The organism is Leptospira yasudae, from assembly GCF_003545925.1.
GTDB lineage: Bacteria > Spirochaetota > Leptospiria > Leptospirales > Leptospiraceae > Leptospira > Leptospira yasudae.
The window spans coordinates 1-12,127 of the sequence record NZ_QHCU01000006.1 but is presented as its reverse complement, the minus strand read 5'-3'; the positions used below and the strand labels follow the sequence as shown (position 1 = coordinate 12,127).

General features: G+C 40.2%; 16 protein-coding genes and 2 pseudogenes. 1 reads left to right on the top strand and 17 read right to left on the bottom strand.

What is annotated here, in order from left to right; genetic code table 11:
• Positions 1–17: 17 nt before the first annotated feature.
• The gene (locus DLM76_RS16420; protein ID WP_118957189.1) at positions 18–257 is read left to right on the top strand and encodes a hypothetical protein; all 240 of its coding nucleotides are present in this window, start codon (positions 18–20) and stop codon (positions 255–257) included.
• A gap of 5 nt (positions 258–262) precedes the next feature.
• On the opposite strand, the gene DLM76_RS16415 is transcribed toward DLM76_RS16420, so the two are convergent.
• The 17 genes and pseudogenes from DLM76_RS16415 to DLM76_RS16335 form a co-directional block, all read right to left on the bottom strand.
• Positions 263–715: a transporter gene (locus DLM76_RS16415; RefSeq protein ID WP_118957190.1), complete on the bottom strand. Its 453-nt coding sequence runs from the start codon at positions 713–715 to the stop codon at positions 263–265.
• A 179-nt stretch (positions 716–894) separates the two neighbouring features.
• Complete coding sequence (locus DLM76_RS16410) at positions 895–2,451, bottom strand: NAD(P)/FAD-dependent oxidoreductase (RefSeq protein WP_118965863.1); 1,557 nt, start codon at positions 2,449–2,451, stop codon at positions 895–897.
• A 46-nt stretch (positions 2,452–2,497) separates the two neighbouring features.
• A complete protein-coding gene (locus DLM76_RS16405) occupies positions 2,498–3,679 on the bottom strand; it encodes an MFS transporter (RefSeq protein ID WP_118957192.1) in 1,182 nt (393 codons plus the stop codon).
• A 158-nt stretch (positions 3,680–3,837) separates the two neighbouring features.
• A complete protein-coding gene (locus DLM76_RS16400) occupies positions 3,838–4,974 on the bottom strand; it encodes a hypothetical protein (RefSeq protein ID WP_118965862.1) in 1,137 nt (378 codons plus the stop codon).
• 278 nt (positions 4,975–5,252) lie between these two features.
• On the bottom strand, positions 5,253–6,182 hold the full coding sequence (locus DLM76_RS16395) for a hypothetical protein (RefSeq protein ID WP_118965861.1): 930 nt from the start codon (positions 6,180–6,182) through the stop codon (positions 5,253–5,255).
• Between the two features lie 210 nt (positions 6,183–6,392).
• Entirely contained in the window at positions 6,393–6,548 is a 156-nt protein-coding gene (locus DLM76_RS21740; RefSeq protein WP_167450787.1) for a hypothetical protein, read from the bottom strand.
• Between the two features lie 202 nt (positions 6,549–6,750).
• The gene (locus DLM76_RS16390; RefSeq protein WP_118957195.1) at positions 6,751–7,053 is read right to left on the bottom strand and encodes an RNA recognition motif domain-containing protein; all 303 of its coding nucleotides are present in this window, start codon (positions 7,051–7,053) and stop codon (positions 6,751–6,753) included.
• Positions 7,054–7,493: 440 nt separating this feature from the next.
• A complete protein-coding gene (locus DLM76_RS16385) occupies positions 7,494–7,793 on the bottom strand; it encodes a helix-turn-helix domain-containing protein (protein ID WP_118957196.1) in 300 nt (99 codons plus the stop codon).
• Between the two features lie 2 nt (positions 7,794–7,795).
• A pseudogene (locus DLM76_RS22085) lies at positions 7,796–8,124 on the bottom strand (type II toxin-antitoxin system RelE/ParE family toxin).
• Positions 8,125–8,386: 262 nt separating this feature from the next.
• Entirely contained in the window at positions 8,387–8,788 is a 402-nt protein-coding gene (gene vapC / locus DLM76_RS16370) for a type II toxin-antitoxin system tRNA(fMet)-specific endonuclease VapC (RefSeq protein WP_118965860.1), read from the bottom strand.
• Positions 8,785–9,015: a type II toxin-antitoxin system antitoxin VapB gene (gene vapB / locus DLM76_RS16365; RefSeq protein WP_118957262.1), complete on the bottom strand. Its 231-nt coding sequence runs from the start codon at positions 9,013–9,015 to the stop codon at positions 8,785–8,787. Before vapB ends, vapC begins: the two co-directional genes overlap by 4 nt.
• A gap of 296 nt (positions 9,016–9,311) precedes the next feature.
• Positions 9,312–9,737, bottom strand: coding sequence for a type II toxin-antitoxin system VapC family toxin (locus DLM76_RS16360; protein ID WP_118965859.1), 426 nt, complete (start codon positions 9,735–9,737; stop codon positions 9,312–9,314).
• Complete coding sequence (locus tag DLM76_RS16355; RefSeq protein WP_100788574.1) at positions 9,734–9,985, bottom strand: YlcI/YnfO family protein; 252 nt, start codon at positions 9,983–9,985, stop codon at positions 9,734–9,736. The genes DLM76_RS16360 and DLM76_RS16355 overlap by 4 nt, the downstream gene beginning before the upstream one ends.
• Before the next feature lie 131 nt (positions 9,986–10,116).
• Positions 10,117–10,299, bottom strand: a pseudogene (locus tag DLM76_RS22080) (hypothetical protein); the annotation flags it as partial.
• Between the two features lie 23 nt (positions 10,300–10,322).
• Positions 10,323–10,646 (bottom strand): type II toxin-antitoxin system PemK/MazF family toxin, encoded by a 324-nt coding sequence (locus tag DLM76_RS16345; RefSeq protein WP_118965858.1) that lies wholly within the window; start codon positions 10,644–10,646, stop codon positions 10,323–10,325.
• Positions 10,640–10,888 carry an AbrB/MazE/SpoVT family DNA-binding domain-containing protein gene (locus DLM76_RS16340; RefSeq protein ID WP_100737397.1) on the bottom strand — a complete coding sequence of 83 codons (249 nt, stop codon included), beginning with the start codon at positions 10,886–10,888 and terminating at the stop codon, positions 10,640–10,642. Before DLM76_RS16340 ends, DLM76_RS16345 begins: the two co-directional genes overlap by 7 nt.
• Positions 10,889–11,187: 299 nt before the next feature.
• Positions 11,188–12,127 (bottom strand): hypothetical protein (locus tag DLM76_RS16335; protein ID WP_206610259.1); only part of this gene is annotated, 940 nt, incomplete at its 5' end.

The window sequence follows — 12,127 nt, the reverse complement described above, 5'->3', positions numbered from 1 at the left end:
ACAGGACGGAGGGAATTATGGGAGAAGAACAGGCAAAAATTCACGCGCTGAATAAGATCGTATCGATCATCGACGAAAAGGCTTCCATTTATCGAAACGAAAGAAAGTCCATGCCTTCCGCGCGCGCGATTGCGGAGAAAAAACTGATTCTCGACTTGATCGACGACGGAATGAAACTGGCAAAGACGATCCAGCCCAAACCCGCCGAACTGATCCGAGACCTCGAAACTTTGAATAAGCAGTTTATGAATCTCTAATATTCTTACTTTGCCGCGTTCTGACCGAAATTAAAAAGCAGAATCGCGACAAACGCGGAAAGAATCGAAAGATAATGATATAAATTCACTTTTTCCGAAAAAAGAAAGACGCCCACGAAGATGGAAGTCGTCAGGATCGAAAGCACCGCATAAAGGATGTAATACGAAGCGCCGTATCTGCTGTATAAAAGATAAAATCCTAAAAACGTAAAATACAACCCGACTCCGCTGATCCAAAAATAATTTCTGTTTTCGATCAGATATTCCTTCAAACCTTCCGGCTTGTAAAAGAAAAGGGAAACGATCAATAGCGCGATGCAGATCAATAAGGTGGGAACGAGAAATAAAAACGGACCGACCGTAATCGTGGATTTCTTTTGACCGTACGCGTAAAACGCGTTTCCGATCGCGGCGATCGAAGCGAATAAAAAAGGAAGAATGGCTGCGTTGAATTTCATCTAAGAAAATCTCCCGAAAAATCGATGAATCCAAGTTGAATCGATTCTCTCCGAAGGAAAGAAAATTCTCTGCGGATTCTTTTTGATTCTTAGATCGAATTCAAAACGGTTCTAGCGGATCAATTGGCAAAAAAGAACGCTTTCAACGCCAAAAACGGACGCTCACGAACAAAAGTGAATCACGCGTTGGAATTCGCGCAAGCGAGTGCGGAGCGAATTCCATCCATCGCGGCGGAAACGATTCCGCCCGCGTATCCCGCACCTTCTCCGCAAGGATACAAACCCTGAATGCGGATATGCTGTAAGGAAATCGGATCTCTCGGAATACAAACGGGAGAAGAAGTTCTCGTTTCCGGAGCGTGCACCACCGCGTCGTTCGTAAGATAACCTTTCATCGAACGATCGAATTCTTGAAATCCTTTCCGAAGCGATTGATAAACGAAGTCGGGAAGAACTTCCTGCAACGCCGCGGAAGTGATTCCCGGAGTGTAAGAAGTCCTCGGAAGGTCGGCGGAAATTTTTCCGTCCACAAAGTCGGCGAGTTTTTGTGCGGGCGCTTTTTGCGTGCGGCCGCCCGCGATCCAAGCCTTGTGCTCGATCGATTTTTGAAATTCCATCGCGGCTAACGGACCGTGTTTTGCGAACGGTTTAAAGTCTTCCGGCTTCAGTTCGACGACGATTCCCGAGTTTGCGGTCGGTCTCGCTCGTTTGGAAGATGACCAACCGTTCGTGACGATTTCTTCCGGTTTCGTGGCGCAAGCAGCGATGACGCCGCCGGGACACATGCAAAAAGAGTAAACTCCTCTTCCGTTGATTTGTTTTACGATGCTGTAGGGCGAAGGCGGAAGATACGGACTACGAACGTCGCAGCTGTATTGAATCGAATCGATAAGAGATTGGCGGTGTTCGACTCGGACTCCGACCGCGATCGGTTTCAGTTCGAGTTCGATTCCTTTTTGATGCAGAAGTTCGAAGATGTCCCGGGCGGAATGGCCCGTGGCAAGTATTACGTTTTTTGCATGGAACGTATCTCCGTCCTTGGTAACGACGCCTTGAACGGAATTTCCGTTTAATAAGAAGTCGGTGACCCGTTTTTCGAAATGGACTTCTCCGCCCATTTCCACGATCTTCTCGCGGATTTTACGGACGATCTTGGGAAGTTTGTTCGTTCCGATATGAGGATGAGCTTCGACGAGAATGTCCTTGCTCGCACCGAAGCCGACGAGAAGCTCGAGAATCTGACGAACGTTCCCTCTTTTTTTGGATCTCGTATAAAGTTTGCCGTCCGAATACGTTCCGGCTCCGCCTTCTCCGAAACAATAATTCGAATCCTCGTTTACGTTATGATGAATATTGACTTCTTTTAAATCAAAAGGACGTTTGGAAACATCCTTACCTCTTTCTAAAAGAACGGGTTTGAACCCGGAAAGAATGAGTTGCAACGCTGCAAAAAGACCCGCGGGTCCCGCTCCGATCACGATCACTTCCTGCGCGTTCGATACGTTCGGAAATTCGGGAAAAGGGATCGGAGATTCCACGAAATCTTCCCGGATAAAAACGAGAACCTTCAGATTGAAGTACACGGTTCTTTGTCTCGCGTCGATCGAACGTTGAACGACCTCGATATGACGGATCTCTTGCGCGTTTATCTTCAGCGTTTTAGAAACGAAGGCCGTGAGGGCTTCGTCTTCTCCCGCGACTTCCGGAAGAACGCGAAGCTGAAGTTCTTGGATCATAAATAGACTAGTTTTGGAGGATGCACGTCAAAACAATCGTATTTTCTCAATCGATAGAGAGCTTCGGCAGGAAAAGCAAAATCACGCACGCCAGAGAATGCAAGCCCGCGACGAATAGACTCAAGGAAATTAAACCGAAATGTAAAAAAGGAGCGATCAACGCCGTTCCCCCTGCGGTCACGGTGATGATGGAAAGAAGGATCAAGGAAGATCCCCTATTGTCGTCGCCATTCGCTGCGATCACTCCTTTCAAAAACCCGGTCGGCCCTCGAAGACCCAAACCCAAATTCATCAACGGGAAAATTGCGAGAATCCAGTTCGGATCGTTATTTCCAAAAATTGAATATAGAATCAGCAGAATGGAAGCGACCCAAGATAGAACCGTTCCGAATAGGAGAAGATTCTCCGATTTGATTTTCTTAGTAAGGGAAGAGGAGGAAACAGCGCCGAAAATGAAGAAAGCGACCCCGATGGTCTGCATCATCGCGAACTTGGAAATATCGGAGTTCATCGTTTTGACGATTACGACCGGTGCCCCGAATACGAACACGAGAAGCCCGCCCAAATTCAAGGCTTGACTCAAAGAATATCTCTGAAACGTTCCGGAACGAAGCAGGTTCAGATAAGAACCCTGCTTTCCGTTATTCGAAACGATCGAAGAACCGTCGATTCGAGAAATTAAAAAGACGAACGCCAAAGCGGCGGAAAGAGCTGCGGTAACGAAAAAAGAATACTTCCAAGTACCAAAACTCAAAAGCCAAACGCCCAGGATCGGAGCGAACGCGGGAACCAAAGACTCCACACTTCCGAGAATGCCGAGCGCTTTTGTGGCCCCCTTTTCGTCGAAAAGATTTTTTACGATACCGGGCGCTAAAACCGCAGGCGCGGAAGAAGCCATTCCCTGCAAAAAGCGAAGAACGATCAAAATATCGAGACTTGGAGAGAAAGAACAGGATAGAGAGGAAAGAGCGTATAACGTGAGAGAAATAAAAAGGAGGTTGGAGGTGCTGATGCCGGAAGAGACGCTTCCGAAGACGATCATACCGATCGCAGTTCCAGCGATAAAAGAAGCGATTACGAACTGAGCGCGCGTCTGATCTCCGCCTAAAATGTCCGGCAAGGAGGGAATACTGGGAAGAACCAAATCGATGCCCGAAAGTCCCAAAACGGAACCGAGTCCGAGGAGCATACAAATCAAAAGCGGATTTCTAGATTTAGCGGCGTTCATTCTAATTCTGATATTTCCTTCCTTCTATGAAATCAAATCCAAAGATTAAAATCCCATCTCAGAAAGCAAGGATTAAGAATGACGCGAGGTTTTCGTAAACTTCGAACTTATAAAAACGAGCGACTTATGAAACTTCAAAATGAAAAAAAGGAAGAACGTTAGGAAATTATGAATTTCGAAACCGCTTTGTCCATCAGATCCTTCATACAGCGATTGTCGTTATCGATCGCGATCAGCCAGGAGCAATTACTTCTCCCCGTTCTGGAAACGATCCTTTTGCAAAGAGGGCAAGTTTCCAGTTGTTCGTTCTCGAGAATTTCGAACGCGATCGTTTTTTCATAGAGATCCCTCCTCGGAGGAGAAGTCACTTCGTAGACTTCCTTAACGACGTTGTTCTCGTCGAATTCGATCGAGATGATTCCGATCTCGTTCGTGTTGCAGAGCTGCTTGAAGGTTTCAAAACGATCCTTATCGTGAAAGAGTTCGTAGTCGAACATCGGGATCACGATGTAAGAATAATTCGAGAAGGATTTGTAATTGATCGCTTGACTGATCGCCTTTGTAATCGAGTCGATCGAGTTGGAGGCTTTTAATTCGAAGGTATAGACCGAAAGAGTATCGAAGTTGAGATCGGATTCGATCTTGTAACCGACAAAATCGTAATTCTGCAACTTACCGCCGCCCCGATCCAATTGAGAATGCCGGACTTCCAAAGAAAGACATTTGGCAAGTTTCGGAAGAATCAATTCTCCCAATCCGATTTCGTCCTGTTTATTTTCCGAACCGTAATAAACGAATTCGTTTTTCGTTTTATAGAAATAGTTCCCCTTCCCTCTTTTGAATTTATACGTGCTGTTGTTGAAAACGTATTCCTTAAACCCGTCTCTTACCGCGGAAAGATGGAGAATCGAAGATTCGTTTTTTAGATAGGAAGTCATATTGGGAAGAATGAAAGATAATGCCTCGCCCAATTCGCCTTCTTGAACCGAGTCGAAGATTTTTTTTGCGAGAAGCGTTCCGATTCCGCGAGGAAGAAATATCTTCGTGAGCTTCATCGGACCGCCTTGTCCTTGAGAAGGCTTCCATTCGAAACCCAATTTGGAAAGATACGAAACGAGGTCCGTTTTGAAGGATTGCCAGCTTTCTGCGTTCTTCCCTATGAGAGTTTTCATCAACCGTTCTTTCGAAGCACAGACTGCAAATTCTTTCATGGAAATCTGATAGTCTTGTTTGTCCGAATCGAGTTCCGCAAGTGCGGAAAAAATATCGTCAATGTCTTTTAGTGAAAGTTTCATGTTTGATCCGTGAGTTTAATTGAATTGAGCATTTGAAAAAAGGGAATCCGTGCTTGAAATCGAAAGCAAGGTTCTGGATGAAGAATTATAAAAAGAGGTTTCCTTTCTATCGACGAAACCGGTTCGTTATCCGTCAGAGACGGATATAAAGAACATTCAACTTAGATGAGAAACGAACGAATGTATCTGCGAAATCGAAGTGAGAATCGCAGGAGTAATCCTGAGAATAGCGAAGAGAGGAAATCCAGGGATGCCGTCCGATATCAGGGTTTACGATTCTAACCTTCAATCCTGAAATGTTTAAGAACTCTTAGAATCCGGAGCGTATTCCATCTACTAGGTTCGCCTGCTTTTTCCATGTCGAAATACGTTACGCCTGGGTGTTTCGATTCAAGTTTCCATTTGTTGTCTTTTCTTCTTTTCGATAAAAGGATTTCTATTGCATCGTCCATTCGACGGTCGTATTTTTCACCTGCACTTCGAAAGTAATCCAATGCTCGAAGGATATTGTAATACCAGCGGTAAGGATAAGTTAATTTAAGGAATGAGGGATGGATTATCTCGTTGGTTTTGTCGGAACGGAAAAGTTTATGCATTAATATAAATTCCCGAGATTCTTTCGCCGCTTCCTTTAATTCGGCTTCCCTATAATGATAACCATTGTTCAAATATTCATGAATCCCTTCGAGGACGGAAAGAGTCGAATGTAAAGAGCTGTGCACAGCGCCCTTTCTGTTCGATCGACAATTAAAACCTCCATCCTTCATTTTTTCCGATAAAAGGAAATCGACTATAGAATGCAGATTTTCTTTTTTTACTTTAAAGTAAGACGAGTAGTTCAGAACCATACCGTTTAAACAAACGTCGCTAGTCTTGTTTGTACCTATCGGATAAATACCGCCATCTCGAGCTTTTTCGTTTTCGAAGATGGTTGATAATGTTTCGCGGATCGCCTCATTTTTGGGATGAAGACACAGATTTTTTAATTCAAGCAGCGTATAATGAGTCGAGGTCCATTTAGGCTGATAGAATCCTTTCCCCCAATACCCGTTCGCTTTTCGATAAAAAAGAAACTTTGCGCCCCATCCTTCCGACTCGATTCTTTTTCTCAGAGACTCTTTTTCTAAATTCAACAAATCTCTATAGCACTGAAATTGGATGGAGACATCACCATCAAGCAGCCAAGAGATCAGAGCATCACTTTTCATGGGTTTTAAAGATCGATTTTTTAGAGCCAGATTGGGCTATGTTGCTAAATTTACAACACGAGAACGAACGGAGCGAGGCGACGAAGTTAGGCTTAGTGTGATATTACTAGAAAATTTATATTACAAAAGATTAGGAGGAATGGAAGTTGAGTTTAAAGAATTCTAGACAATTCTTGTCTTGATTCGAATTGTAATAAACAAATCTCGAAGCTATTCTTCTTTTTCAGGCGTTAACTCTTGCTCTGAATTGCTGTTTTTTTTCTCTTCATTTCGTATCTTTCGCTTTTCGATCTTTTCCTGTCTGATTTCTTTTTTCTTTATTTCCCGTTGTCGCTTTACAAAGGACAAGTTGCTTCGTTTAACCATATAATTTCCTATTGAACAAAATTAGACTCTCACTTTAGATTCTATATGGTTTAAAGGAAAGAGTCAGGAAGTATTAGATGCTGAACTTATAACAGCATCTAATACACGAATGAAGACTTGTTCTACTAATTCTTGTGTCTCGAATCTGACGGAGAAGTCTAAATTTTCGTCGTCTAAAAGGATTAGAAAAATATTAACCAGTTCACCACTGATCGCGACGATTTTTTTTATTGCCGCTTCTGTTACGATCGAATTTTGATTTATCCTCGGCAACCGAAACTACGATATTTCGACCATCTAGATCTTTACCATTAAGCTCCGAAACCGCCGCTTTCGCAGAATTCGAATCAATAAAGGTTACAAAAGCGAATCCTCTAGATCTTCCAGTCTCTCGATCGACTATTATATTGGCTTCTTGAATAGCACCGTGGGCTTCAAATACCTGGCGTAAAGTTTGATCAGTAGTTGACCAACTAAGTCCACCTACAAACAATTTAGATGACATGAATTTTATCCTCGTTCTATACGGAAATGTATTATCCGTAAGATATTAATTTAGATCGATACGTGCAATGCGATTAAAACAGAACGAGTAAAGAGCTTTATAGTCATAGAAATCCTTTATGAATTATTCTACAAGCCCCTTTTTTAAATTCAGCTTAAAGGATGAATTGATAACAAAGTCATTGCGACCTTTTTCGATAATTAGCTCGCAATCTTAGCTAATTTAAAGAGAAATTGATTTCGTGATCAATATCAAAATTGATACATCTTTTCATATACCGAAAGAGACTTCTCGACGTTTGTGTTCACGAATAAGGTCTGTGCGGGAGGGATTGACCCGAGGTTTGAGGCGCCTAAGGCCGGCTCGCGAACCGAAGTGACAAAGCAATGTGCGAAGCCGGAGTGAGGAGACGAAGTTATGCGAAGTGACTGATTTATAGCTCAAGCGTTTTTGCTTTTTAAATGTATTACCGGTTCCGCATCTAATGCTTTTGCAAGTCTATTAATTAACGATAATGATAAGTTTTTATAATTTCCTGACTCAATACGTGCAATAGCTGGCTGAGAAGTTCCTATTCTCTCAGCTAAGTCTTTTTGGGTTAAATTTCTTTTTTTTCTCCATTTAATGATTTCTTTAGCTAAAGTAAACTCATTAGAAAGGACTTCATATTCTTTCTTAAAATCTTTATTCTTCAGTTCTTTATTCAAAAGTAAATCAAAGTTTTTCGTTTTAAGTTTCATACTTAATATCCCTTATAGTCCTTTATCAAATTAAAGGCCTTAATTAATTGGTCTTTACTCGTCTTCTGTTCTTTCTTTATATATCCTGAAGTTAAAATAACAACGCGATCTTTTTCGAAAAAGTAAAAAAATCGGCAAATATTCGAACTTTGTTTAATTCTTAGTTCGAAAACCCTTCGAAACCTTGAATTTTCTTAGAAAATGGCTCTCTTAATTCAGGTCCAAACTCTCCTAATAATTCAATAGTCCTAAATGCTTTTGCTTTAAGTTTGTTTTCCAGCTTTAGAAGAAACTCTTCCGCAGGTTCTAATAACTGGATTTTAAACTTCACAATTCAAATATATCAAATTTGATATATTTGTCAATCTTTATTTCAAAGTAGTTTTCAGCCATTTCGCATAACGAAAGAGTCTCCTCGACGTTGCGGCCGCGAGCGCTTGTGCGCGATGCGGTTGACACGAGGTTCGAGCGAGCCTTAGCGAGCGTCCCGCGAACCGAAGTGACAAAGCAATGTGGCTTTAGCCCGGAGTGAGGGTTGCATGAGCAATCCCGAACGGAGCGAGGAGATGAAGTTAGACGCTGGTTAGCATCTTTTAAAGCCAGTTTTCAATTTTAAGTTCTTTAATCCGATTAAACTCTTTTTCATTATTCGTTACAAGAGTAAGTTTATTCGATAATGCTTGAGAAGCGATTAGGAGATCGAAAGGACCAATCGGCTTTCCTACTCTTTCTAAGTCTACTCGAATTTTTGCAGCCTTATTTGAATCTTTACTACCAAATGGAAGAATATTCAAATAACTTAAAAACTCTTCTAAGACTTTTAGATTCTTTTCAAAATGAAGACTTTTCTGAACACCATACTTCAATTCAAATTCTGTAATTGATGAAATAAAAATGTTTTCCAACTTGATCTTTTTAAATTTTTTATAAACAGAGTCTGGCTTTTGATTTATTATATAAATACAGATATTAGTATCTAACAAGTAATGAGTCATATTCTGTTGCGTTTATCGTAGCCACTTGGTTGGTTTCGATCAATAATCAGATCTTCAGAGAAACTATTAACTGTATTCCAAAGTCGATCAACAACATCATCTATTGGAGTCAGAATAACATTATCGCCGTCTTTCCGTATATAGACTTCTTTACCTTTAAAACGATAGTCTTTAGGTAAGCGAATTGCCTGGCTGTCTCCATTTTTAAAAATCTTAGCCTTATTCATATATATTTGAGTATATATATGAATAGCCAAAGTCAATGATTTTTTCGATAATTTGATCGTAAAAATGCCTTTGAAACTGATAAATAAGGAAAGTCAGAGATTTTTGCTGACTTGCGTATAACGAAAGAGTCTCCTCGACGTTGCGTCCGCAAGCGCTTGTGCGCGACGCGGTTCCTTAGCGAGCGTCTCGCGAACCGAAGTGACAAAGCAATGTGGCTTTAGCCCGGAGTGAGAGTCGCATTAGCGATCCTGAACGGAGTGAGGAGACGAAGTTAGACGATCGTGCGTGCTACAATTTAAGATTTGATTATCTCAGAATTAATGATATTTAAAGCTTTTCCTTTTTTCGTTTTGTAAAAAAGGAAATCACTATCTAAAGTTAAAATATCTTTTATTCCATAAATTTCAGAAAGACTTACTAAAGAGGCATCTGCAAAATCCATCGGGCGATCTGAATATTTTTCCATATAATGATGAATTAATGGAAAATGATCATTATCTTGATTTAAAATTGTAATCGCTCCGTCTTTGATCCATTCAATAAAAGAATTCTGAGTTTTCTTATTGTCAGACAGGAGATATGAAACCTCCGTTACAACAGCTAAAGTTGTGAATAATCTTCCTTTGAAATCTTTAAGAAAAGATCTAATATCATTACAATAAATATCCGATTCATCGAAGAATGCTACAATGGGTCCAGTATCAATAATTGCTTTTATCATTTACCTTTTTGTTTTTTCAGTATCGCTTCTTTAATATACTTTTGGTGATTTACCGATTTATCTGAAATGCCACTTTTATATTGGCCAAAGTATTTTTTACCTAATTCATAGGCGGAAGGCTTTTGGGCAAAATTATCAATATAGTAAACTAAAGACTCTTTAATAACTTCTGATTTACTTTTATTCTCAATTTTAGCCACTTCCGATAACTTTTTTTCTAATTCTGGAGGTAAGCGGAGACTAATCATAAATGCCTCATGTATCACATATGTAATACATTTTAAATTACGTCAATTAAAATTTTGAATCCTAATTGATTACGAAAGCAAATATATAAGTGTAATTTTCTATTTCAAGCCTCATTTCGCACGCATGTCGTCTAACGAAAGAGTCTCCTCGACGTTGCGGCCGCAAGCGCATGTGCGCGCAGCGGTTGGCACGAGGTTCGAGCGACCTTAGTCGCTTCCCGCGAACCGAAGTGGCAAAGCAATGTGGCTTTAGCCCGAAGTGAGGGGCGCATTAGCGATCTCGAACGGAGTGAGGAGACGAAGTTAGACGACGGTTTTTATTAGATCAATTGATGGCTTAATCAACCAACATTTCCTTTATAATCAGCTTCATTTTATTAACTGTTTTTGGATCTATTTTTCCTAACTTTTTTGCCAAACGTGTTTTATCGACGGTTCGGATTTGATCTAACACAATCCAGCCTTTCTTTCCTTGAAATGTCAATTCGACTCTTGTTGGATAAGATCGTGATTTAGTAGTCATTGGTGCAATAATGATTGTCCCAATAGTTTTATTCATTTCGTTAGGTGAGATTATTACGCAAGGTCTTGATTTCTTTATCTCATGCCCGACCGTTGGATCCAAATTTATCAAATAAACTTCGTATTGGGAAATCACCATTCCCAATCCTTGTCTGATAAATCTATTGAGTCTGGAATAAGTAATTTATCATCTTTATTAGATGACATTGCCTTAAATTGTTTTTCCCACCCTTCTCTTGGTTTCGATTTTAGAGGAACAATTATTAGTTTATTATTATCGATTAGTAAATCTACTTCTTCTTCAATATGGCATTCTTCCAAAACAGCCTTGGGGATTCGAATACCTTTTGAATTGCCTATTTTTACAACTGAAGCCTTCATGGTAATTACTATGTAATTACATTAAAATTTGTCAATCGAAAAGGGATATTTCTTTTGCTGCGAATAATCCCAAATTATCCGAATTGAATCTAAATACTCCCACTTCAAAAGGATATTTAAAAACTGTCGTCTAACGAAAGAGTCTCCTCGACGTTGCGGCCGCGAGCGCCTGTGCGCGATGCGGTTGACACGAGGTTCGAGCGACCTTAGTCGCGTCCCGCGAACCGAAGTGGCAAAGCAATGTGCGGAGCCGGAGTGAGGGTTGCATTAGCAATCCCGAACGGAGCGAGGAGACGAAGTTAGTCGACGTGCTTAATCTCTATCGCGTAGTCTTCGGTTACAGAATAGTATTTTGAACCTTTTATTATATCAGAAGGAAAATTATTTTTTCTTTTATAATTTTCAATAACGAGATAACTGTTTAAATCTGTAATCGAATTTTGTAAATACCCATATGGATTGAATATTATTCCAGATATTTGCTCCATTTTGTCGTCAAGAAACGTGTTAGTAGATATTTCCGCAATATTTTTATTAGTAACAAATGCTCGGACATCATGGGAAATTGTATAATCAACTGGATCATTTAAGGAAACTGAATAAAATGATTTTCCTAATGGATAAACTGCTTTAAATATATCCGGATATCCCGTGTGTACATCAGACATTGTTTGAAGTTCCCCAGAAATCGCGATAATAAATGGACTTTCGTTATTAACTTTTCTGTTTTCGATCCATTTCGTATATTGCTTACTTTTATCGTGAATTGAACTCGTATATTTTAATATTTTATTTTCTTCATGATAAGAATTATAATAGTTCGTGGATTCATTTTTTGCTTCCCAATTTTGCGGAACTACACACTCAATCAAGATATCTTTGTTACCATCCTGGATAATAATATCGGGACCTTCTTTACCTGGTTTTTTTAATATTTTTCCTTGAATCTTAAAAAGATTCAATAATCGAACTGTCCAAATAAAATTCGTTACATTTTCATTCAACTCGCCCGCGATTTTCTTTTCATCATCAGGTATATACTCATAGACATTCTCAATCAATCGAAGTAATAAATCGCGATGGTCAAAATATGACGCATGCGCATCTTTAAATTCTTTAGAATTGAATTTTTCCTTTAAGAGTTTCATTTTAAGCATGTCGACTAACGAAAGAGTCTCCTCGACGTTGCGGCCGCAAGCGCTTTTGCGCGAGGCGGTTGGCACGAGGTTCGAGTGAGCC

Excerpts from the sequence above, each read along its gene's own strand:
- DLM76_RS16420 (WP_118957189.1), top strand. The coding sequence starts at position 18 with ATGGGAGAAGAACAGGCAAAAATTCACGCGCTGAATAAGATCGTATCG.
- DLM76_RS16415 (WP_118957190.1), bottom strand. The coding sequence starts at position 715 with ATGAAATTCAACGCAGCCATTCTTCCTTTTTTATTCGCTTCGATCGCC.
- DLM76_RS16410 (WP_118965863.1), bottom strand. The coding sequence starts at position 2,451 with ATGATCCAAGAACTTCAGCTTCGCGTTCTTCCGGAAGTCGCGGGAGAA.
- DLM76_RS16405 (WP_118957192.1), bottom strand. The coding sequence starts at position 3,679 with ATGAACGCCGCTAAATCTAGAAATCCGCTTTTGATTTGTATGCTCCTC.
- DLM76_RS16400 (WP_118965862.1), bottom strand. The coding sequence starts at position 4,974 with ATGAAACTTTCACTAAAAGACATTGACGATATTTTTTCCGCACTTGCG.
- DLM76_RS16395 (WP_118965861.1), bottom strand. The coding sequence starts at position 6,182 with ATGAAAAGTGATGCTCTGATCTCTTGGCTGCTTGATGGTGATGTCTCC.
- DLM76_RS21740 (WP_167450787.1), bottom strand. The coding sequence starts at position 6,548 with ATGGTTAAACGAAGCAACTTGTCCTTTGTAAAGCGACAACGGGAAATA.
- DLM76_RS16390 (WP_118957195.1), bottom strand. The coding sequence starts at position 7,053 with ATGTCATCTAAATTGTTTGTAGGTGGACTTAGTTGGTCAACTACTGAT.
- DLM76_RS16385 (WP_118957196.1), bottom strand. The coding sequence starts at position 7,793 with ATGAAACTTAAAACGAAAAACTTTGATTTACTTTTGAATAAAGAACTG.
- vapC (WP_118965860.1), bottom strand. The coding sequence starts at position 8,788 with ATGACTCATTACTTGTTAGATACTAATATCTGTATTTATATAATAAAT.
- vapB (WP_118957262.1), bottom strand. The coding sequence starts at position 9,015 with ATGAATAAGGCTAAGATTTTTAAAAATGGAGACAGCCAGGCAATTCGC.
- DLM76_RS16360 (WP_118965859.1), bottom strand. The coding sequence starts at position 9,737 with ATGATAAAAGCAATTATTGATACTGGACCCATTGTAGCATTCTTCGAT.
- DLM76_RS16355 (WP_100788574.1), bottom strand. The coding sequence starts at position 9,985 with ATGATTAGTCTCCGCTTACCTCCAGAATTAGAAAAAAAGTTATCGGAA.
- DLM76_RS16345 (WP_118965858.1), bottom strand. The coding sequence starts at position 10,646 with ATGGTGATTTCCCAATACGAAGTTTATTTGATAAATTTGGATCCAACG.
- DLM76_RS16340 (WP_100737397.1), bottom strand. The coding sequence starts at position 10,888 with ATGAAGGCTTCAGTTGTAAAAATAGGCAATTCAAAAGGTATTCGAATC.